This is a genomic window from Solimonas sp. K1W22B-7 (assembly GCF_003428335.1).
Lineage (GTDB): Bacteria > Pseudomonadota > Gammaproteobacteria > Nevskiales > Nevskiaceae > Solimonas_A.
Map to the genome: position 1 here is coordinate 2,480,336 of NZ_CP031704.1, position 22,925 is coordinate 2,503,260.

General features: G+C 69.3%; 13 protein-coding genes. All 13 read left to right on the top strand.

Annotated elements, in window-relative coordinates; all coding sequences use genetic code 11:
• Positions 1-420 precede the first annotated feature (420 nt).
• The 13 genes from D0B54_RS11335 to D0B54_RS24265 all read left to right on the top strand — a co-directional run bounded on the left by D0B54_RS11335 (position 421) and on the right by D0B54_RS24265 (position 22,919).
• The gene (locus D0B54_RS11335; RefSeq protein WP_117291436.1) at positions 421-1,299 is read left to right on the top strand and encodes an ABC transporter ATP-binding protein; all 879 of its coding nucleotides are present in this window, start codon (positions 421-423) and stop codon (positions 1,297-1,299) included.
• Positions 1,296-2,306, top strand: a complete 1,011-nt coding sequence (locus tag D0B54_RS11340; RefSeq protein ID WP_117291437.1) for an ABC transporter permease — start codon at positions 1,296-1,298, stop codon at positions 2,304-2,306. The genes D0B54_RS11335 and D0B54_RS11340 overlap by 4 nt, the downstream gene beginning before the upstream one ends.
• 97 nt (positions 2,307-2,403) lie before the next feature.
• Entirely contained in the window at positions 2,404-9,540 is a 7,137-nt protein-coding gene (locus D0B54_RS11345) for a type I polyketide synthase (protein WP_162932350.1), read from the top strand.
• Positions 9,537-13,901 carry a beta-ketoacyl synthase N-terminal-like domain-containing protein gene (locus tag D0B54_RS11350; RefSeq protein ID WP_162932351.1) on the top strand — a complete coding sequence of 1,455 codons (4,365 nt, stop codon included), beginning with the start codon at positions 9,537-9,539 and terminating at the stop codon, positions 13,899-13,901. Before D0B54_RS11345 ends, D0B54_RS11350 begins: the two co-directional genes overlap by 4 nt.
• Positions 13,902-13,929: 28 nt before the next feature.
• A complete protein-coding gene (locus tag D0B54_RS11355) occupies positions 13,930-14,217 on the top strand; it encodes an acyl carrier protein (protein ID WP_117291440.1) in 288 nt (95 codons plus the stop codon).
• Between the two features lie 8 nt (positions 14,218-14,225).
• Positions 14,226-15,407 (top strand): glycosyltransferase, encoded by a 1,182-nt coding sequence (locus D0B54_RS11360; RefSeq protein ID WP_117291441.1) that lies wholly within the window; start codon positions 14,226-14,228, stop codon positions 15,405-15,407.
• Positions 15,408-15,409: 2 nt separating this feature from the next.
• Entirely contained in the window at positions 15,410-16,195 is a 786-nt protein-coding gene (locus tag D0B54_RS11365; protein WP_117291442.1) for an alpha/beta fold hydrolase, read from the top strand.
• Between the two features lie 30 nt (positions 16,196-16,225).
• Complete coding sequence (locus D0B54_RS11370; RefSeq protein WP_162932352.1) at positions 16,226-17,443, top strand: hypothetical protein; 1,218 nt, start codon at positions 16,226-16,228, stop codon at positions 17,441-17,443.
• Positions 17,440-18,657 carry an efflux RND transporter periplasmic adaptor subunit gene (locus D0B54_RS11375; protein WP_117291444.1) on the top strand — a complete coding sequence of 406 codons (1,218 nt, stop codon included), beginning with the start codon at positions 17,440-17,442 and terminating at the stop codon, positions 18,655-18,657. Before D0B54_RS11370 ends, D0B54_RS11375 begins: the two co-directional genes overlap by 4 nt.
• 10 nt (positions 18,658-18,667) lie before the next feature.
• Complete coding sequence (locus D0B54_RS11380; protein WP_205527330.1) at positions 18,668-19,357, top strand: ABC transporter ATP-binding protein; 690 nt, start codon at positions 18,668-18,670, stop codon at positions 19,355-19,357.
• The gene (locus D0B54_RS11385; protein WP_205527331.1) at positions 19,341-20,525 is read left to right on the top strand and encodes an ABC transporter permease; all 1,185 of its coding nucleotides are present in this window, start codon (positions 19,341-19,343) and stop codon (positions 20,523-20,525) included. Before D0B54_RS11380 ends, D0B54_RS11385 begins: the two co-directional genes overlap by 17 nt.
• Complete coding sequence (locus tag D0B54_RS11390; protein WP_240433601.1) at positions 20,522-21,694, top strand: ABC transporter permease; 1,173 nt, start codon at positions 20,522-20,524, stop codon at positions 21,692-21,694. The genes D0B54_RS11385 and D0B54_RS11390 overlap by 4 nt, the downstream gene beginning before the upstream one ends.
• Positions 21,675-22,919: a hypothetical protein gene (locus D0B54_RS24265; RefSeq protein WP_162932353.1), complete on the top strand. Its 1,245-nt coding sequence runs from the start codon at positions 21,675-21,677 to the stop codon at positions 22,917-22,919. Before D0B54_RS11390 ends, D0B54_RS24265 begins: the two co-directional genes overlap by 20 nt.
• The last annotated feature ends 6 nt before the right edge of the window (positions 22,920-22,925 follow it).

The following is a 22,925-nucleotide window of genomic DNA, read 5'->3' on the forward strand; positions in this document are numbered from 1 at the left end:
CTTTCGTCGCCTGCGGATTGCCGTACATCGCCGTGCAAGAAAAACCTACAGCGATTTCCTTGGGTTCATATAAGAATCTGGCGCGAACGATGCGTACGTAAAAGAACTGCCGGTTCAGGCATGTATTGTTCGGGAATGAGGTGCGACCAGGAGAGGTCGAGAGGACACCGCGACGACGATTGCGGGTCCTCCATTTGATGTTTTTGATTTTTTTGCTGAATTTTTTGCTCTGACATTATGGATCAGCGCAGCACCAACGGTCGTAGTGCGCCGGAAAACCCGCCATGCGCGGATGCACCCCCTGCCGGGCGTGCTTATTCCGGAAATCGCACCGCTTATACCCGCAAGCGCCAGTGCATCTCCCCTTGTCCGACGCCCGCCGCCGCTGCGGCCGGCGTTCGCTCCCAGGGGAGATAGCCGATGCCTGCGATTCTCTCCGTGCGCGATCTTCGCAAGCACTATCCCGGCGTGAAGGCCGTCGACGGCATCAGCCTCGACGTGCAGGAAGGACAATGCCTGGGCCTGCTCGGACCCAACGGCGCCGGCAAGAGCACCACGGTGGAAATGCTGGAAGGCCTGGTGCGACCGACTTCCGGCGAAATCCTCTTCCGCGGGCGGCCGATCGATGCCGACTATCGCGAGTGCATCGGCATCCAGTTCCAGCATACGGCGCTGCAGGATTTCCTCACGGTGCGCGAGAACCTCCAGTTCTTCCGCTCGCTGTACCGCAAGACGCTGCCGATCCAGCAGCTCGTCGAAGCCTGCCGGCTGGAGGAGTATCTGGATCGCGACCATCGCAAGCTGTCCGGTGGGCAGCGCCAGCGCATGCTGCTGGCGATCGCGCTGGTCAACGATCCGGACGTGGTGTTCCTCGACGAGCCGACCACCGGCCTGGACCCGCAGGCGCGGCGCAACTTCTGGGACCTGGTGCTGGCGATCAAGGCGCGCGGCAAGACCGTCGTGCTGACCACTCATTATATGGAGGAGGCCTACCTCCTCTGTGACGACATCGCGATCATGGATCACGGTCATGTCATCGCCAGGGGCTCGCCCCAGCAGCTGCTGGCCGACAACTTCAACGACAGCGTGCTGGAGTTGCCCGCCACCGAGGTCGAGGGCCGCGAACTCGACCTGCCGCTGGTGCGCAGGGCCGACCGCGTCGAGATCATGAGCGCGGACGTCAACGGCGCGGTGCAGAAGATGCTCGCCGCCGGCCTGTCGCTGGCGCAGCTGAAGATCCGGCCGCGCACGCTGGAAGACCTGTTCCTGCAGCTTACCGGTACGGAGCTGCGCGCATGAAACGTCTACTGGCAATGATCCGCGCGCGCCTGCTGGAGGTCGTACGCGACCGCTCCGCACTGGCCTGGAACCTGCTGTTCGCGCCGCTGCTGGTGGTCGGCATGGCGGTGGTGTTCTCGGGCTCGCCGCCGCCGCTGTTCAAGGTGGGCGTGCTCGGCGAGTCGCCGCTGACGGCGCAGACGCACCCCTTCCTTGCCACGGAGGCCACGCAGTTCTATCGCGAGCCGGACCTGGAGAAGGCCGTCGTCAAGCTGCAGCGCCACCGCATCGACCTGCTGCTGGATCCGTCTGCGCGGCCGCTGCGCTACTGGGTCAACACCGAGTCCGCCAAGGGGCGGCTGCTGCAGTCGATGCTCAAGGGCGGCGACCCCGATGCGCGCGCGCAGCCGGTGACCGGCACCTCCATCCGCTATTCCGACTGGCTGGTGCCCGGACTGCTGGGCCTCAACATCATGTTCTCGTCGCTGTTCGCCATCGGCCACGTCATCGTGCGCTACCGCAAGTCAGGCTACCTCAAGCGGCTCAACGGCACGCCGCTGCGCGCGGTGGAGTTCATCAGCGCGCAGCTGATCGCCTGCCTGCTGCTGATCGTCGGCATCGCTGCCGGAATGTATGCGGCCACCGACCTGTTCCTGCATCTGCGCATGGAGGGAAGCTATTTCAACCTGCTGCTGGTGGCGGTGCTGGGCTCGATGTCGATGATCGCGATGAGCCTGCTGATCTCCGCGCGCATTGCCAGCGAAGAACTGTCCGGCGGCCTGCTCAACCTCCTGTCCTGGCCGATGGTGGTGCTGTCGGGCGTGTTCTTCTCGCTCGACGGAGCCCCGGCTGTGGTGCAGGCCGCCGCCCAGGCCTTGCCGCTGACGCACATGCTCGAGGCGGCGCGCGCGGTGATGATCGATGGCGCCGGCCTTGCCGATATCGCCCGGCCGCTGCTGGCGCTGGCCGCCATGACGGCGCTGTTCCTCGCCATCGGCGCCGGCTTCTTCCGCTGGTCGCAGGACTGAGCGATGGCCATCCAGACCATGTCGCGGCAAGCGGATGCAGCGCCGGTACCGACGGGCGCGGGTGCAGTAACGGATTCAATGATCGAACGCCATGACCATGAGTAAGCCCGAAGCTTCATCGACCGCCGCCCCGGCGCAGGTTTTCGACGCGCAGTGGTTTCGCATCCTGGCGATCACGCCATTCGAGCGTGCCGACCTGGCGCTGGCACGCGCGCTATGGCGCCAGAAGGCCGCGGCCGCGATCGACCTCGGCCGCGATCCGCAGCAGTGGCCAGGGCTGCTGGCTGCGCTGGCCAGGGAGCGCTCCGCCGGCCTGGGCCTGCGCATCCCGGACGGCATCGCGCTGCAGGGATTGGAACTGCCCGCCTCGGTGGGCTTCCTGATCGTCGACGGCGGGATCGAGGCGCTGCCGCAGGGCTGGCGCGGCGTGCCGGTGATCGCGCAGGTGCATTCCCTGGCGGAGGCCGAGCGCGCGCTGGCTTCCGGCGCGGCAGGCCTGATCGCCAAGGGCCAGGAGAGCGGCGGACGGATCGGCGAGGAAAGCAGCTTCGTGCTGCTGCAGCGGCTGGTCGCATTGACGCAGGCCGTCGCAGCCGGAGGCCGCACGGTGCCGGTGTGGTGCCAGGGCGGCGTTGCGCTCCACACCGCCGCGGGCGCCTTTGCCGGTGGCGCCTTCGGTGTGGTCATCGATTCCATTCTTGCCGGCTTCCCGGAAAGCTCGCTGCCCGCCGAACTGAAATCCCAGGTGCTGGCGATGGACGGCAGCGAGGTTCGCGTCGCCGCGGGCTACCAGGTCTACGCACGCGGTCCGCGGGAGATCGCGGCGCTGGAGCTTCTCGATGCGGCCGCGGTGCGGGCCGCGCTTGCCGGCGGTGAGCTGGTGGCCGTCGGCCAGGACGCGGCCTTGTCGCGCCTGGTCTTGAACGAATGCTCGAACCTGGAGGCGCTGACCCAGACCCTGCGCCTGCGCGTGACCGGGCAGTTGCACCAGGCACAGACGCTGCGGGTGCTGGACGAAGGCAATGCCTGGGCGCAGGCGCATGGCACGCGCTACCCGGTCGCGCAGGGGCCGATGACGCGGGTCAGCGATACGGCCGCGTTTTCGGCCGCGGTGGCCGCGGACGGCGGCCTGCCGTTCCTGGCGCTGTCGCTGATGAAGGAACAGGCCTCGCGGGAACTGCTGGAGGCGACGCGCGCGCAGGTCGGCGATCGGCCCTGGGGCGTGGGTCTGCTGGGCTTCGCACCGCCCGACATCCTCGATCCACAGCTGGCGCTGGTGAAGGAATTCAAGCCGCCGGTGCTGCTGCTGGCCGGCGGTCGTCCGGCGCAGGCGCGGCCGTTCATCGACATGGGCATCGCGACCTACCTGCACGTGCCGTCGCCGGGCCTTCTCGACATCTTCCTGAAGGACGGCGCCACCCATTTCGTGTTCGAAGGCCGGGAGTGCGGCGGGCATGTCGGGCCGCGCTACAGCTTCGTGCTCTGGGAGCAGGCGCTGGCGCTGCTGGCGCAGCACGAGCATCCGGAAACGCTGCACCTGCTGTTCGCCGGCGGCATCCACGACGAACGTTCCAGCGCGATGGTCGCGGCCATCGCCGCGCCGTTGGCCGCGCGCGGAGCGAAGATCGGCGTCCTGATGGGCACCGCCTACATCGCCACCGCCGAGGCGGTCAGCCATGGTGCGGTGCTGGAAGGCTTCCAGCGCAAGGCGCTGGCGGGAGGCGAAACCGCGCTGGTGGAAACCGCGCCGGGGCATGCGATCCGCTGCCTGCCGTCCGGGTTCATGGACCTGTTCGCGCGCGAGAAAGCGCGCCTGCAGGGCGAGGGCGTCGATACCAAGGAGGCCTGGAAGGCGCTGGAAGCGCTGACCGTCGGTCGCCTGCGCATCGCCACCAAGGGCGTGGACTACGTCGAGGGGCGGCTGGCGACGGTGGATGCCGCGGTGCAGGAAGCCGAGGGCATGTACATGATCGGCCAGGTGATCGCGATGAAGCACGCGGTGACCACGATCGCCGCGCTGCATGCGCAGGTCACGCGTGGCGCTACGCGCTATCTGGACACCGTGCAGCTGCCGCCGCTGCATCGCGCCGCCGCCGCCGAGCCGGTCGCGGTGGTCGGCATGGCCTGCATCTATCCCGGCTCGCCGGATCTGGAAACCTACTGGACCAACATCCTGGAAGGCCGCGACCTGATCGGCGAGGTGCCGGCGGACCGCTGGAGCGTGGCGCAGTACTACCGCGGCGCCGACGCGCCGGCCGACAAGAGCGTCAGCAAGTGGGGCGGCTTCATTGCCGATACGCCCTTCGACCCGCTGCAGTACGGCATCCCGCCGGCTTCGCTGGCGGCGATCGAGCCGGTGCAGCTGCTGTCGCTGGAAGTCGCGCGGCAGGCGCTGAAGGATGCCGGCTACGACAGCCGCTGGTTCGACCGCGAAAAGACCTCGGTGATCTTCGGTGCCGAGGCCGGCATGGATCTGGGCAACCAGTACACCTTCCGCAACCTGTTCCCGCAGTACTGCGGCGAGCTGCCGCCGGCGCTGGCCGAAGCGCTGCCCAGCCTGACCGAGGATTCCTTTCCCGGCATGCTGGTCAACGTGATCTCGGGGCGTATCGCCAACCGGCTGGGCCTCGGAGGCGTCAACTACGCGGTGACCTCCGCCTGCGCCAGCTCGCTGACCGCGATCGAACTGGGCGTGAAGGAACTGCGCTGTGGCAGCAGCGAGGTCGTGCTCGCCGGCGGTGCCGACTTCCACAACGGCATTGCCGACTTCCTGATGTTTTCCTCGGTCGGCGCGCTGTCCGCCAAGGGACGCTGCCGCTCGTTCGACAGCGAGGCCGACGGCATCGCGCTCGGCGAGGGCGTCGGCGTGGTCGTGCTCAAGCGTCTGGACGATGCGCAGCGCGACGGCGATCGCATCTACGCGGTGATCGACGGCATCGCCGGCTCCAGCGACGGCAAGGGGCTGGGTCTCACGGCGCCGCGCAAGGAAGGCCAGAAACGTGCGCTGGAGCGCAGCTATTGGCAGGCCGGCGTGTTGCCGGCCGAGGTCGGCCTGGTCGAGGCCCACGGTACCGGCACCGTGGTCGGCGACCGTACGGAGCTCAAGACGCTGACCGAGGTCTATCTGGCCGGCGGCGCGGTACGCGGCCAGGCGGTGCTGGGTTCGGTGAAGAGCCAGATCGGCCATACCAAGTGCGCCGCCGGTATCGCCGGGCTGATCAAGGTCGCCAAGGCACTGCACCATCGCGTGCTGCCGCCGACCGGCCAGGTGACGATGCCGAACGCCGCCTGGCGTGGCGACAGCAGTCCCTTCCAGCTCAACCGCAAGCCGGCACCCTGGCTGCCGCAGGCATCGGCGGCGCGCGGAGCGGTCAGTGCCTTCGGCTTCGGCGGCACCAACTTCCACGCGGTGCTGTCGGCCTATCCGGCGCACCAGAGCACGGTCGGCGCGACGGCATGGCCGGCGGAGCTGTTCGCGGTTCGCGGTGCCAGCCGCGCCGAGGCCGAGCTGACGCTGCGCCGGGTGGCTGGGTTTCTCGCCGGCTCCGATTCGCCAGCGGCGTTGCGCGACCTTGCTCGCAGCGCCTGGGAGGCAGGGCAGGGGCCGGTGCAGTTCGCCTTCGTCGCGGCGGACGCCGCCGATCTCGGCCAGCGCGTCGCCGCGCTGCTGTCCGGCCAGTCCGGTGGCTCCGGCGTTCGCCAGAACGACGCGGCGCCGGGCAAGCTGGCCTTCCTGTTCTCCGGCCAGGGCAGCCAGTACCCGGGCATGCTGCGCGAGCTGCTCGTGTACTTCCCGCCGCGCCCCGAACTGCTCGCGGCCGGGCGTGAAGAGCTGCCGTTCATCTACCCGGCGACCGCCTACGACGAGGCTGCGCGCAGCCGCCAGCAGCAGGCGCTCACCGACACCCGCCGCGCTCAGCCGGCGCTGGGCCTGGTGGAACTCGCCGCCTTCGAATGGCTGCGCGGCCTGGGCCTGCAGCCGGACATGGCCGCTGGCCACAGCTACGGCGAACTGGCGGCGCTGGCCACGGCCGGCGCCTTCGATGCCGCGACGCTGCTGTCGCTGTCGCGTGCACGCGCGCAGGCCATCGTTTCGTCCATCCAGGGGGGAGACAACGGCGCGATGGCGGCGGTGCGTCTCGACGCGCCGGCGCTGGCGCCGCTGCTGGAAGGCTTCCCCGGCGTGGTGATGGCCAACCAGAACTCTCCGATCCAGACCGTGATCTCCGGCCCGACGGCAGCCGTCGAGGCCGCCTGCGTGTCCCTCGGCCAGCGCGGCATCGGCTGCAAGCGTATCGATACCGACTGCGCCTTCCACTCGCCGCTGATGGCGGGGGCCGAGGCGCGCTATGCCGAGGCGCTGAGCGAGCAGCCGGTGGGTACGCTGCAGTGGCCGGTGTACTCCAATCGCGATGCCGCGCCGCATCGCGACGATGCACAAGCGATCCGCGACAGCCTGGCCAGCCACATCACCAGCCCGGTGCGCTTCGTCGCCGAGATCGAGCGCATGCACGACGACGGAGCGCGCGTCTTCCTCGAGATCGGCCCGCGCAAGGTGCTTACCGGCCTGGTCGGCCGCATCCTCAAGGACCGGCCGCATGCGGCCATTGCGCTCGATCCGGAAGAGCGCGGCTTCGCCGGCCTGCTGGAAACCCTGGCGCAGCTGGCGCTGCGCCTGCCGGGATTCGACGCCGGCGCTCTCTACGCCGGCCGCGCGCGGACGCTCGACCTGGCACAGCCGCGCAAGCTGGCCGCCACCACCTGGCTGGTCAATGGCGGCCATGCCAGGCCGCTTCGGGGCAAGGCGCCTGCGCATGCCGCGGCGCTGATCAGCGAGCCGGTGGTGAATCTCGCCGCAGTTGCCGCGCCGTCGCCGGTGTCCGCCGTTGCCGCGCCGGCCCAGGCCGGCGAGCAGGCCCTGATCGGCTATCTCGGCAACATGCGCGAACTGGTCAACGCCCAGCGCGACGTATTGCTTGGCTACTTCGGTGCGCCAGCAGCCATGCCGGCGCGCGGTGTCGGACGACTGCCGAATCCGCCGGCCGCGTTGCCGGCCGTGGCCGCGCCGGTCGCGCCGGCGGTCACCGTCACCGTCAGCGATGCTCCCGCGATGCCGGAGAGCCAGCCGGCGCTGCTGGCCATCGTCAGCGAGCGCACCGGCTATCCGGCCGACATGCTCGACTTGGACCTGGACCTGGAAGCCGATCTCTCCATCGACTCGATCAAGCGCCTGGAGATCATCGGCGAGCTGTCCCAGCGGCTGGCGCTGCGCAGCGCGCTGGGTGCCGACGCCGATGCGCTGCTGGAGCAGCTTGCCGCGCAGAAGACCCTGCGTGCGGTGCTGGCATGGCTGGGCGACAAGCTGCCGGCGCCGGCGCGGACGACCACGGTGGCGATCGGATCCGGCACCCCCCGGGTCGAAGTCGCGGTGGCCGCCGCCGCGGTGCCGCAGCTGTCGCAGCTGCTGCTCGAAATCGTCAGCCAGAGCACGGGCTATCCGCCGGACGCGCTGGACCTGGATCTGGACCTGGAAGCCGACCTGTCGATCGACTCGATCAAGCGCCTGGAAGTGGTGGGCCAGCTGGGCGGCCGCCTCGGTATCGAGAACGGCAGCGACCGCGACGCCATGCAGGAGCAGCTGTCGCGGCTCAAGACCCTGAGGGCGATGATCGTCTGGCTGGAGCAGCGCTATCCCGCCGCCACGGCAACTCCCGCCGTCGCGGCGAGCACCGCCACGGAGGTCGGCATCCCGCTGGAGCGTTATGTGCTGCGCCGCCAGGATGCGCCGCCGGTAGTGCCGGCGCAGATCAACCTGACCGGCAAGCGCTTCCTGGTCAGCGACGACCGCCTCGGATTGGCCGAGCGCGTCGCCGCGCTGCTGCAGGAGCTGGGAGCCCGCGTGGAGATCGTCGATTTCCCCAGCGCCACCACGCTGCCGGCGGAACTCGACCGGATCGACGGTCTGATCCACCTGTGGAGCCTCAATCCCGCCAGCCGCCTGCGCGACGTCAAGCGCTTCTTCGCGGTGGCGCGCGAGTCGCTGCAGCAGCAGGGGCGGCACCTGCTGGTGGCCAGCGCCCTGGGCGGTGACTTCGGCGCCTCCGGTGCCCTGGCCAATTTCCGCCGTGGCGGCGGCTTCGCCGGACTGGTGAAATCGGTCGTCAAGGAATTCCCCGAGCTGCGCGCGCACTGGGTGGACTTCGACCTGTCGGAGTCGCTGGATGCCATCGCGCGCCACATCAAGGCCGAACTGCTGGCGGCCAACCCGCTGCCGGAGGTGGCCTACCAGGGTGGCCGTCGCCACGTGCGCGAGATCGTGCCCACCGAACTGACCCGCGGCTCGCTCGACGGCCTGCCGCTGACGCCGGAAAGCACCGTGCTGATCACCGGCGGTGCACGCGGCATCACCGCGCTGATCGCGATCGAACTGGCGCGCCGTTACCGCTGCCATCTCGAGGTGGTGGGGCGTTCGCCCATGCCGATCGGCGAGGAGAGCGCGCTGACCCGCGGCATCGACGATCCGCGCAAGCTGCGCCAGGCCCTGCTGGGCGCCGATCCGGGGCAGAAGCCGGGTCAGATCGAACAGCAGGCGCGGCTCATCCTGGCCGACCGCGCTGCGCGTGAAACCTATGCGCAGGTGATCGCCGCCGGCGGCAGCCTCAACTACACCCGCCTGGACGTGCGCGAGGGCAAGGCCTTCCTCGGCTTCATCGACGGCGTCTACGCACGCCGCGGCCACATTGACGGCGTGATCCACGGCGCCGGCGTGGTCGAGGACAAGCTGGTGCGCGACAAGACCGACGAGAGCTTCGGCCGGGTGTTCGATACCAAGGTCGGCGGTGCACTGGCCCTGCGCAAGCGCATCCGCGACGACGTCAAGTTCGTGGTGTTCTTCTCCAGCGTCGCCAGCGCCTTCGGCAACCGCGGCCAGGTGGACTACGCCTCCGCCAACGACGTGCTCGACAAGCTGGCCTACAGCTGGCAGCAGCGCATCGCCGGCCGCGTGCTGTCGGTGAACTGGGGCCCCTGGGCGGACACCGGCATGGTTTCGGAGTCGCTGAAGAACGAGTACCAGCGCAAGGGCATCGGCCTGATTCCGCAGCAGGAGGGCGTCGACGCACTGCTGCGCGAGCTGTCGCAGCGGCAGGGCGATCCGCAGGTGGTGCTGATGTGCGGCAAGCCGGAAAGCTTCGACGGCCGCGCCGCGCCGAATCCGCGGGAGGTGGGCGCTTGAACCAGCGCGTCGCCATCATCGGACTCGCCTGCCTGTTCCCGGGCGCGCCCGATCTTGCGCGCTACTGGCGCAACATCGTCGATGGCGTGGACGCCATCGGCGAGGTACCGGCCGGACGCTGGGACCCCGCCTTCTACGATCCCGATTCCAAGGCCATCGACCGCTTCTACTGCAATCGCGGCGGCTTCGTCGACGACTACGCCGACTTCGACCCGCTGCCCTTCGGCGTCATGCCCCGCGCCATCGACTCGGTGGAACCCGACCAGCTGCTGACGCTGAAGGTGGGCTACGAGGCGCTGCGCGACGCCGGCTACGAGCACAAGCCGTTCGCGAAGGCGCGCACCGGCGTCATCGTCGGCCGCGGCAACTACGTCGGCGCCGGCGTGCTGCGCCTGGAGCAGCATGTGCGCCTGCTGCCGCAGATCCTGCAAACCCTGGGCGACCTGTTTCCCGACCTGGGGCCGGAGGCCCTGGCGGCGGTACGCGCCCGCCTGCAGCAGCAGTTCGCCTACTACGGCCCGGACGTGGCCGTGGGCATGATCCCCAATCTCCTGGCCTCGCGCCTGGCCAACCGCCTGGACCTGCACGGCCCGGCCTACACGGTGGATGCCGCCTGCGCCAGCTCGCTGATCGCGGTGGAACAGGGCTGCGCCGCGCTGCGCCGCGGCGAGACCGACCTGATGCTGGTGGGCGGCGCGCACCTGAGCCACGACCTGACCTTCTGGGCCACGTTCTGCCAGCTCGGGGCACTGTCGCGCAGCGGCGTGGTGAAGCCGCTGTCGGCGGATGCGGACGGCATCCTGGCAGGTGAGGGCATCGGCATGGCCGTGCTCAAGCGCCTCGACGACGCGCTGGCCGATGGCGACCGGGTCTACGCCGTGATCGAGGGCGTCGGCTCCTCCAGCGACGGCCGCGCCGCCAGCCTGGTGGCGCCCTCCGCAACCGGCCAGCGCATTGCGCTGGACAAGGCCTGGTCCGGCTTGTCCTTCGGGCGCGATGCCATCGGGCTGGTGGAGGCGCATGGCACCGGCACGCCCACCGGCGATGCCGTCGAACTGGAAACGCTGGGCGAGTTCTTCGGTCCGCACGAGGGCGAGGGCGCCCGGGCGGTGATCGGCTCGGTGAAGTCGATGATCGGCCATGCCATGCCGGCCTCCGGCATGGCCAGCCTGATCAAGACCGCGCTATCGGTCTACCACGGCGTGCTGCCGCCGACCCTGCACTGCGAGAAGCCGCATCCGCGCCTGGCGCAGACGCGCTTCCGCACGATTTCCGCCGGCGAGCCCTGGAGCGCGCCGCGCGAGCAGCGCGTGGCCGCGCTGAATGCCTTCGGCTTCGGCGGCATCAATGCCCACGTGGTGCTGCGCGGGCTGCCGCAGCTGCCGGCGCAGCCGGCCGCGGGCCTGGCGCCGGTATTGATGCTGTCCGCCGACACGCCGGAGCAGTTGCTGCTGCGGCTGGACGCCGGCGAGCGCGATGCCACGCCGCAGCCCGGCCGCTGCCGCCTGCTGGTGCTGTCACCGGACAGGAAGAAGCTGGCCGCCGCGCGCAAGGCCGTGGCCGCCGGCAAACCCTGGGCGGGCCGCCAGCAGATCTGGTTCTCGCCGGCCGGCATGCTCGGCGAGGGCGGCGGCAAGCTGGCCTTCGTGTTCCCGGGCGTGGACAGCACTTTCCAGCCGCAGGCGGCCGACCTGGCGGAGTACTTCGGCCAGCCGCTGCCGCCGCATTGCGAACCGCAGGATCCGAGCATCTCGCTGAGCCGCATGGTCGTGGGCCTGCTCGGTTTCAACCGCTACCTGTTCGACCGGCTGGGCGAGCTGGGCATCGGCGCCGACGCCTATGCCGGGCACAGCGTCGGCGAATGGAGCGCCATGCTCTGCGCCGGGATGATGGACCAGGCCCTGTCGGATCGCACCAACGCCGGCCTGGACTTCGACGCCGTGAAGTTCCCGGACCTGCAGTTCCTCGCCGCTTCCTGCGACGAATCGCGGCTGCGCGCGGCGATGCAGGGGCTGGAGCGCATCGCGATCTCGCACGACAACTGCCCGCACCAGGTGATCGCCTGCGGTTCGCGCGAGTCCATCGCGGTGGTCGCCGCGCGGCTGCGCGAGTCGGCGGTGTTCGCCAACGTGCTGCCCTTCGTCTCCGGCTTCCACTCGCCGCTGTTCGCCGAACACATGGATTGGTACCGCGAGTTCTTCGGTGCCGCCGAACTGGTGGAACCCGCGGTGCCGGTCTGGTCGGCGACCAGCGCCGCGCCGTTCCCGCCGGACATGGACGGCAAGCGCCGCCTGGCGCTGGAGCACCTGCTGCAGCCGGTGCGTTTCCGCGAGCTGAGCGAGCGGCTGCACGACGAGGGCTTCCGCGTTTTCGTCGAAGTGGGGACCGGTTCGCTGACCGGTTTCATCGACGACAGCCTGAGCGGCCGTCCGCACCTGGCGCTGCGTGCCAATCACGAGGCCCGCGGCGGCATGGCGCAGCTGCAGCAGCTCTGCGCCGCCCTGTGGGTGGAAGGTGCCAGCTTCGATACCCGGCTGCTGGTGACGGCGCCGCCGCTGCCCGCCGCATCGCCGGAAGCCGTGCCCACAGCGAGCAGCCGTCGCCTGGCGCTGGGCGTGCCGCTGGTGCGCCTGCCACAGCCGCTGGAACCGCAGATGCTGCCGGCGCGCCTGTCACCGCTCACCGAAGCCAGCCTGCCGGCGTTGGCGGCCAACGACGTCGTGGGCCGCCTGGTGCGCGACACGCTGGCGGACATCGAGCGCGCCGGCCGCGAAGTGCTGGCGGCCTGGCAGCAGCATCGCGGGCAGGGCACTGCCGTCGCGCCGTCGCCGGCTGGCCGGCCGGTGCTGCCGGGGCGCGTGCAGCGCCTGCTCGACATCCAGCGCAGCATTCCTTACGTCCGGGACCACGAACTCTATCCGCAGCGCCCGGGCTGGCCGATCGCCGCCGACCGTCACCCGGTAGTGCCGATGACCATGGAGGTCATGCTGGTGCGCGAGGCGGTGGAGGAGGCGCTGCCCGCACTCCGGGTGGTCGAGGTGGCGCGCATCCAGGCCTACAACTGGCTGGCGGTGTCGCGGCAGCTGACCGTCGACATCACGCTGAAGTGGATCGCCGAGGACCGCATCGAGGCGGAGATCGTCGGCTACTTCAAGGCCGAGGTTCGCGTCGCAGCCGACTACCCGCAGCCGGAACTATCCGCAGCCGCGCCGCTGCAGGCGCCGCGCAGCACCGCGGTGAGCGCCGCGGAGCTGTACCGCGAGGGCTGGATGTTCCACGGCCCGGCCTACCAGGGCGTGGCGGACTTCCGCGGCATTGGCGACAACGGCATCGACGGCTGTCTGAGGGTGCCGGAAGGCAAGGGCGCACTGCTCGACAACATGGGCCAGCTCGCCGGCTACTGGGTGATGGAGCAGCCGCAGGACTGCCTGGCCATGCCCATCGGCGTGGACAGCATCCGCTTCCATGCCCCGGATCCGCAGCCCGGCGAGGAGCTGGAGGCACAGGTGCGCATCGCGGAACTGGATGCGCTGAACTGCGTCAGCGATCACCAGCTGCGCGACCGCCAGGGCCGCCTGCGGATCTCCATCCAGGGCTGGCGCACGCGCCGCTACCAGATGGACAAGGCCTTCTGGGTGGCCAGCCGCAAGCTGTCGCAGCTGCAGGCCTCGCAGTTGGTGCCGCCCAACGTCGCGTTGTTCGAAGACCGCTACGACACCGCGATCCTGCGCGACTACATCAGCCGCCGCTATCTCAGCGCCAGCGAGCGTGCCGCCTACGACACGCTGTCGCCGCGCCGCCGCCGCCAGTGGCTGGCCGGACGGGTCGCGGCCAAGGATGCGGTGCGTGCCTGGCTGCACCGCGAGCGCGGCATCGAGGCGGTCTGGCCGCAGGAGTTCACGGTGGTCAACGACGAGGCCGGGGCGCCGCGCCTGCGGCCCAACGTCACCTCGACGCTGCCGCAGGGACTGCAGCTGTCGCTGGCGCACAAGGGCAACCTTGCCGTGGCCATCGTCGGCGAAGGGCCGGTCGGCATCGACCTGGAACGCGTGGAGCCGCGGGAGCCGGGCTTCCTGCAGATGGCATTCGCCCCCGCGGAGCTGGCCTTGCTCGCCGGCACGGATGCCGACGCCGAGTACACCCGCGGCTGGGTCGCCAAGGAAGTGGTGGCCAAGGCCGGCGGCAAGGGCCTGCAGGGACGGCCGCGGGACTACGTGATCGAAGCGCGCGACGGCGACTGCCTGCGCGTCAACGGCCATTGGGTGGTGACCCATCCGCTGCGCGACTGCATCGTCGGCTGGAGCCTGCAGGCCAGCCGGCAGGACGGCGCCACGGTCGCAGTCCGCGCGGCGCAGGCATGAAAACCGGGATGAATCAGGAACAAGAAGAATGAGCAAGCACTACGACGACATTCTCGCGCTGGTGATCGGCAAGATCCGCAGCACCATCGGCGAGGACTGGATCCAGGACTTCGACATCGAGACGGAGACGCGCTTCAACACCGACCTGGAGATCGAGAGCATCGAGTTCATCAAGATCGCCGATGCGATCCAGGCGCACTACGGCACCCGGCTGGACATCGTCGGCTGGCTGTCGGGCAAGAGCATCCACGAACTGATCGGCCTGTCCGTGGGCGAACTGACGGCGTTCATCGCCGGCGCAGTGCCGGAGAACTGAGTCCAGCCATGGCGCGCATCCTCTTCACCGTTCCGCCGCTGACCGGGCACCTGAACCCGGCGCTGGCCGTGGCCGACGCGCTGTCCCGCCAGGGACACGAGGTCGCCTGGGCGGTGCATGCGGCGCAGATCGGCGACAAGTTGCCCGAAGGCTCGCGCGTGTACCCGCTGGACCACGGCGACGGTGCCGATCCGGGCATCGCCGCGCCGCAGGTGCGTGGGCTGGAAAGCGTGCGCCTGTTCTTCGAGGACTATGCGCTGCCGCTGGCCGAGCGCGTGCTGGCGCCGATGGAGGCTGCGGTGCGCGATTTCCGGCCGCAGGCGATGGTGGTGGATCACCAGATGCCCGGCGGCGCGCTGGTGGCGCGCAAGCTCGGCATCCCCTGGGTCAGCCAGGTCACCACCTCGGCCTCGATCCTGAAGATGTCTCCGGTGCTGGACGCCTGGGTCGCCGAACAGTACCTGGGCCTGCAGCGGCGCTACCTGCCGGCGGACCTGATCGTCGAGCGCCCGGATTTCTCGCCGCACCGGGTGATCGTGTTCTCGATCGAGGCGCTGCCCGGGGACCGCCATGCGCGGGTCGAGGCGCCCTATGCCTTCGTCGGCCCGGTGCGCGGCGAGGGACGGCGGCAGGTCGACTTTCCCTGGGACTGGCTGCGCCAGGACCGGCGCAAGCTGCTGGTCTCGCTCGGTACCGTCAGCCGCGACCGCGACACCCGCTTCTTCGAGGTGGTGATGGAAGCGGTAGCCGGCATGCCGGAGCTGCAGGCGGTGCTGGTGGCGCCGGAACACCTGGCGGCGGCCGCGCCGGAGAACGTGCTGGTGCGCGGCTACGTGCCGCAGACCGAACTGTTGCGGCATGTCGACGGGGTCATCTGCCATGCCGGGCACAACACGGTCTGCGAGGCCTTGTCCTGCGGCCTGCCGCTGATCGTCGCCCCGATCCGCGACGACCAGCCCGTGATCGCGCGCCAGGTGATCGACGCCGGCGCCGCGCTGTTCGTACGCCACGGCAAGGTCACTCCCGCGGCGATGCGCAGCGCCATCGGAAACCTGCTGAACACGCCGTCGCTGGCTGCGAATGCCCAGCGGCTGTCACGCGAACTGCTGGATGCCCCGGGTGCACCCGGGGCCGCCGAAATCATCCTGGCGCTTGCCTCCGCGGCGCCGCTGTCCCTGAAGGTGGCCTAGCCATGCAAATGATCTCCGTGAACGGTGCCGAGCTTTCGTCGATGGAGCTCGGACGCGACAAGGGCTCGGCCGTGGTGATGTTGCACGGCCTGGTGTCCGGCAACATGGCCAGCTGGTACTCCGCGGTGGCGACGCCCCTGTCCGGCGCGCGCCGCGTCGTCCTCTATGACCAGCGCGGCCACGGCGGCAGCAGCATTCCCGGTTCCGGCTTCGACCTGGATAGCCAGGTGGCGGATCTTCAGGCCGTGATCTCGCATCACGGCCTGTCCGGCCAGCCGGTGGACCTGGTGGGCCACAGCATGGGTGCACTGGTGGCGCTGCGCTTCGCACTGCGGCACCCGCAGCAATTGCGGCGCCTGGTGCTGGTGGATGCGCCGATGCCGGCACGCGACTACGTCGCCCCCAGCCTGCTGGGCGTGACCTCGCCGGCGGCGCTGGCCGAATACGTCGAAGTCCAGCTCGGCGGCCTCGGCGGTCGCCGTCGCGAGCGCCTGCACCAGCGGCTGTCGGCCCTGTTCTTCGACTCCACGCTGATGAGCGACGTACTGGAGATGGCCTCCGAGTCCGACACGGAGCTGGCGGCGCTGCACCGTCCGGTGCTGCTGGTCTACGGTCGCCGTTCGCCCTGCCTGGCGGCCGGGCAGCACCTGCAGAGCGTCCTGCCGCAGGCGCAGCTGGAGCTGCTGGACTGTGGCCACTACATCATCGAGGAGTCGCCCGCCGCCTTGCGCGCACTGGTGGACCGCTTCCTGTCGCCGGAAGCGGCGGCACTCGACATCGCCGCCTGAGAACGACGAGAGATTTCCCTGGAGAAGACATTGAAGTCCCCCCGTTATGTCCGCCGCGTGTCGGCACTGGAGCGCTACTCGCTGGTGCTCAACGAGGTCTATCGCTACCACGTCGACGGCATCCTCGAAGGCCTGGGCGAGGTGGATCCGCAGGTCTTGCAGCGCGCCGTGGACCTGGCCGCAGAGGCCAACCCGGCGATCCGCGTGCGCCTGCGCGGCATCCTCGGATTCTCGAAGTGGGTGGACAGCGGCATCGCGCCGCAGGTGCGGGCTATCCCGCCGACGGACTGGGACGGCAACAGCGAGCAGGGCGCGCCCTTCCTGCAGCAGCGCCTCGACGCCCTGCGCGGCGGCCCGGTGGCCGACGTGCTGGTCGTGCCCTGCAGCGACGGCCGCACGCGCCTGGTGTTCCGCACCCTGCATGCCGCCATCGACGGCCGCGGTTTCGTGCACTGGGTCAACGAGATCTGCCGGGCGATGCGTGGCGAGCCGCTGCAGGGCTCCACGTCGAACATCACCGATCTCGACGTGCAGGCACAGCACAAGGACAAGCTGCCCGAGGAGCCCAAGACCGCGCCGGTGTCCTGCATCCCGGTACTGGCTCCGGCCGAGAGCGCCCGCGAGACCCTGAGCTACGTCTGGCGCCGCGCCGTCATCGGCAACAACGTCTCGCAGCTGTTGCCCAAGACGGCCCTGTTCCTGGCCGACTGGGCGCGTCGCCGCGAGCCCGGCGAAGTCGGTTTCACGATCCCGGTGGATTACCGCGGGCTGCGCACCGACGAGATGGGCATCGGCAACCTGACCGGCTACCTGCGCCTGAACGTGCCGGACGACTCGACCCCGCGCACGCTGGTGCAGCAGCTCAACCAGCGCCTGCGTGCCTTCGCCGACTGTCGCCAGTTCCCCGGGGTGCGCCTCCTGCTGTGGCTGCCGATCTGGTTCATGGTTCGCCAGCTGCGGCCCAAGGTCGACACGTTTCTCTACACGGTGAATCCCGGCTTGCCGACCGGCGGCGTCGTCTCGATGGGCAACATGAAGGCCGAGGCCTTTTCCTTTCCGGGGTTCGAGGCCGCGATGATCTACGGCATCCCGGGTGCGGTGGGCAAGCTCAATACCGTGTTCCTGAACTATCCGGACTTCACCGTCATCAGCTTCTCCGCGCCCGCGGCCTACAACCATCGCGGCCAGCTCGACGAACTGGTGGCCGCATACCAGCAGCATTTCACCAAGGCAGGACTGACGACTTGAACGACATCGACCTGGGCAAACTGCGGGTCAACCGCGAAGGCAAGGCCACGCCCAAGGCCTCGGGCAAGCGCGGCCTGCAGCGTCACCACCTGCTGATCGGTGCCGGCGTCCTGCTGCTGCTCTACATGCTCGTGCCCTCCGCGGCACCGGTGCAGACCACCCAGGTGGTCACCGCCTGGCCCTCGCAGCAGTACCTGCTGCTGAACTCCACCGGCTACGTCGTGGCGCGCCGCAAGGCGGCGGTGGCCTCCAAGGGCACCGGCCGCGTCGAGTGGCTGGGCGTCAGCGAGGGCGACACGGTCAAGCAGGGCACCGTGGTGGCGCGCCTGGAGAGCCGTGACGTGGAGGCGACCTACCGCGCCGCGGCGGCCAACACCGCGGTCGCCGCGGCGGCCCTGACCACGGCGCAGAACGAGCGGGAGGATGCCCAGCGCAATCTCGACCGCTTCAACGTGCTGTTCAGGAAGAAGCTGGTCTCCCTGCTCAACATGCAGGACGCCAAGTCGCGCTACGCCCGTGCCGTGGCCAGCCAGGCCAGCGCCAAGGCTGCAGTGGATGCGGCCAAGGCCAACGAGGAGTATGCCCGCAGCGGCGTGGAGTACACGCAGATCCGCGCGCCCTTCGACGGCGTGGTGATCTCGCGTTCGGCCAACGTCGGCGACATCGTCACGCCGCTGTCCTCGGCAGCCGACGCCAAGGGTGCGGTGGTGGTGATGGCGGACATGAGCACGCTGGAGGTGGACGCAGAGGTTTCCGAGTCCTCGCTGGCGTCGATCAAGGTAGGCCAGCCCTGCGAGATCGTGCTCGATGCCTTCCCCGACCGCCGCTACCGCGGCCAGGTCAGCGTGGTGGTGCCGACGGTGAACCGCTCCAGTGCCACGGTCACCACCAAGGTGCGCATCCTCGACACCGATCCCAGCATCCTGCCGGACATGAGCGCGCGCGTCGGCTTCCTGTCGCAGGCGGTCGATGTCGCCGGCCAGAAGCCGGTGACGGCGGCCAACCCCGACGCCATTGCCGGCGAAGGCGACGACCGCAGGGTCTATGCGGTCGATGGCGAGGGCAGGGTGCGCGAGGTGCCGGTGAAGGTTGGCGTGCTGCTGGGCGGCGTGCGCGAAATCCAGGGCGAGCTGAAGGCCGGGGACATGCTGGTGCTGAAGCCGGGCCGTGGCCTGCGCGACGGCAAGCACATCAAGCTGGCCGCGGCGAAGTAGGGGCCTGATGATGCCCTCGCTGATCAGCATCCGTGAACTCGGCAAGACCTACCGGCGCGGCAACCAGCCGGTGCCGGTGCTGCTGGGCATCGACCTGGAAATCGCGGCGGGTGACTACGTCTCGCTGATGGGGCCGTCCGGTTCGGGCAAGAGTACGCTGCTGAACCTGATCGCCGGCATCGACAAGCCCAGCAGCGGCACGCTGCTGATCGATGGCGTGGACATCGCCGCGCTGCCGGAGAACGACCTAGCGGCCTGGCGCGCGGCCAATGTCGGCTTCGTGTTCCAGTTCTACAACCTGATGCCGGTGCTCAACGCCTTCGAGAACGTCGAACTGCCGCTGCTGCTGACGCCGCTGGGCAAGGCCGAGCGCCGCGAGCACGTGGAAACCGCGCTGGCGATGGTCGGCCTGTCCGATCGCATGGACCACTACCCGAACGAGCTGTCCGGCGGCCAGCAGCAGCGCGTGGCGATCGCCCGTGCGCTGATCACCGACCCGACACTGATCGTGGCCGACGAGCCTACCGGCGACCTGGACCGCCAGTCCGCGGACGACGTGCTCAATCTGCTGGATCGCCTGAACGGCGAACTCGGCAAGACCATCGTCATGGTGACCCACGATCCCAAGTGCGCCGCCCGCGCCAAGCGCCTGGTGCACCTGGAAAAGGGTGTCCTGATCGTCGATGGGGAAGCCCACTGAGATGATGGCCTCCTATGTGTTCCGGCTCGCCAGCAAGAACATGTGGCGACACCGGCTGCGTACCGGCCTGACCATCGCCGGCATCGCGGTGGCCATCGTCTCCTTCGGCCTGCTGCGGACCGTGGTGGACTCCTGGTACGCCGGCGCCGAACTGAGTTCCTCGGCGCGGCTGATCACGCGCGCCGAGGCCTCGCTGAGCTTCTCCCTGCCGGTGACCTATGGCGAGCGCATCCGCCGCGTGCCGGGAGTGGAGGGGGTGACCTGGGCCATCTGGTTCGGCGGCATCTATATCGACGAGAAGCACTTCTTTCCGCAGTTCGCGGTGGACGGCGACACCTACTTCGACATCTACCCGGAGTTCGTGGTGCCGCCGGAACAGCTGGCGGCCTTCAAGCGCGACCGCAGGGGAGTCATCGTCGGCCGCAAGATCATGCTGAAGAACGGCTGGAGGATCGGTGACCAGGTCCCGCTGAAGGGGACGATCTATCCCGGCACCTGGAGCTTCACGATCCGCGGCGTCTACCAGGGCGCCGACGACAAGGTCGACGAGGGCCAGTTCCTGCTGCACTGGGGCTACGTCAACGAGAAGATCAAGGCGCTGCTGCCGTCGCTGGCCGACCGCGTCGGCGTGTTCGTGGTCAACATCGAGAATCCGGCCGAGGCGGCGACGGTGTCGGCGGCGATCGACAGCGGCTTCCGCAACTCCCTGGCCGAGACCCGCACCGAAACGCAGAAGGCCTTCCAGCTCGGCTTCATCGCGATGGTCGACACGATCCTGGTGGCGATCCAGACGGTCGCCTATGTCGTGATCCTGATCATCATGGCGGTGATGGCCAACACCATGGCCATGGCGGCCCGCGAGCGCATGCGCGAATACGCCACGCTCAAGGCCCTGGGCTTCAGCGACCGCTTCGTCTCGCTGCTGATCCTGGGCGAATCGATGAGCATGTCCCTGGCCGGCGGCCTGCTCGGCGTGCTGTTGACCTTTCCGCTGGCCGACGCCTTCTTCAGCGCCACGCGCGACCTGTTCCTGCTGTTCACGGTGACCCCCACCACGGTGGCGCTGCAGGTGATCTCCTCCCTGCTGATCGGCGTCCTTGCCGCGCTGGCCCCGGCGATCAACAGCAGCCGCGTGCGTATCGTCGACGGGTTGAGGGCGGTGACGTGAAGACCGGCCTGTCGTTTTCCTATGTCGCGCGCAACCTCTACGCGCGCAAGCTCACCACCATCCTGACCGCGGCCGGCATGGCGCTGGTGGTGTTCGTCTTTGCCACCGTGCTGATGATGGCCGAGGGCCTGCGCCATACGCTGGGCGGTACCGGCTCCGACAGCAACGTCATCATCATCCGCCAGGGTTCCCAGACCGAGGTACAGAGCACGATCACCCGCGAGCAGGCCAACATCGTCGAATCGCTGCCGGGGCTGGCGACCTCGCCGCAAGGCCTGGCGCGGGTGTCGCGCGAGGTGCTGGTGCTGGTCAACATGCCGCGCAAGGGTTCCGGCGGCCTGGCCAACGTGGTGGTGCGCGGCACCACCGCCAATGGCCTGGAGATGCGGCCGCAGGCGAAGATCGTGACGGGCCGGCAGTTCCGCCCCGGCTCCTCGGAGATCATCGTCGGCTCGGCCATGGCGCGCGGTGAGGTCGGGCTGCGCATCGGCGACAGCATCGCATTCGGCATGCGCAGCTGGAACGTGGTGGGCATCTTCGATGCCGGCAGCAGCGGTTTCGACTCCGAGATATGGGGCGACAGCGAGCAGATGATGCAGGCCTTCCGCCGCCAGGCTTTCTCGTCGCTGGTGGTGGGCCTGCGCGATGCGGCCAGCTATGACGGCTTTGCCGAAGCACTTGGGCGGCAGCCGCAGATCAAGGCCGACGTGAAGCGCGAGAGGCGGTTCTACGCCGACCAGTCGGAGAAGCTGGCCAATTTCATCAGCATCCTCGGCAAGACCATCACGATCATCTTCTCCGTGGGCGCGATCATCGGTGCCATGATCACGATGTATGCCAGCGTAGCCAACCGCACGCGCGAGATCGGCACGCTCAGGGCCCTGGGCTTCCGCCGCGGCAACATCGTCACGGCCTTCATCCAGGAGGCGGCGCTGCTGGGCTTCGCCGCCGGCGTGGCCGGGCTTCTGGCGGCGTCCTTCATGCAGATGCTCGAGATCTCCACGACCAACGTGCAGACCTTCTCGGAGGTCGTGTTCAGCCTGATCCTTACCCCTGGCATCGCCCTGCAGGTGCTGGCCTTTTCGATGTTCATGGGAGTCCTCGGCGGCGTGCTGCCCGCCGTCCAGGCTTCGCGACTGGAGATTGTCGATGCCCTCAGATCGGCTTGAGACCGCGCCGGCCTTGCCGCCGCTGGCGCCGCAGGCGCGGATCTCGCGGCCCCTGTCCACGCCGGAGTACTACCACGCCTGCGTCGGCACCAGCCGCTGGACGCTGGAAGGCCCGCGCGACGTGATATTCGTGCTGACCTGCGAGGGCCGGCTGGAGCCGGAGCACTGGCGCGAGGCCCTGCAGCGCGTGGCCGAGCTCAACCCCGGCACGCGCCTGCGCCTGGTCGGCAAGCGCCGCAAGGCGCGCTGGGAGAGCGACGGCCTGCCGCCGCGGATGCGCGTGATCGAGAACTGCGAGTGGGACACCCGCTCCGGCCGCGGCGGCGAGTTCATTACCGCGGAACCCTTGTGCCTCGAGCACGGCCCGACCGTGGAATTGCTGCTGGCGAATTGCAGCGACGGCCGCTCCCTGGTGATCCTGCGCAGCCTGCACGCCATCCTCGACGGCGGCGGCGTGCTGCACCTGCTGCAGGAGCTGTTCCGCGTCCTGCGCGGCGAAGCCCTGCTGGGCACCAATGCCGCCTTCAGCGATGTCGACCTGATGCTCAGCACCGGCGCGCGACACTCCACCTCGAGCCACTTCAGGACCACCTGGCTGACCGGCCAGACCAGCGGCGCCGAGATGGGCGACGACTGGCGCCGCATCTCGCTGGGGCCGCCGCGCAAGAACCTGCTGGCGCGGGTCGCCGTGGCGATGGCCGAGTTCGCGCACCAGCGCAGCGAGCTGCCGGCGCTGATCGCCGTGCCCGTGGACCTGCGCCGCCATGCACCCGGGCTGCTGTCGACGACCAACTTCAGCAACATGCTGTTCGTGCGCCTGAACAAGGGCGATGGCGTCGAGCAGTTCCGGGCCCGCCTGCAGGACATGCTGGCGCAGCGCATGGAAGCGGTCTACCCGCGCATCCTCGACATCGTCAAATGGCTGCCCTTGAAGTGGTTCGATCTGCTGGTGTCGCGCACGCGCTGGAACTACCGCAAGCGCAAGCCCATGGAGACCGCCGTGATCTCCAACCTGGGGCGCTGCGATCCGGCGGCCTACAGCTACCCCGGCTTCAGTCTGCAGTCCATGTTCGTGTACCCCCTCGGCGGCAGCGCCTTCTCCACCCTGGTCAGCGTCAACGACCAGGTCGAGATGGCCCTGAACCTGCCGCGGGTGCTTTCCGGCGAAGGGCGCTTCGATGCCTTCGTCGATCACCTGCGGCAGCGCCTGGCGGAAGGCGAATGACCCCGT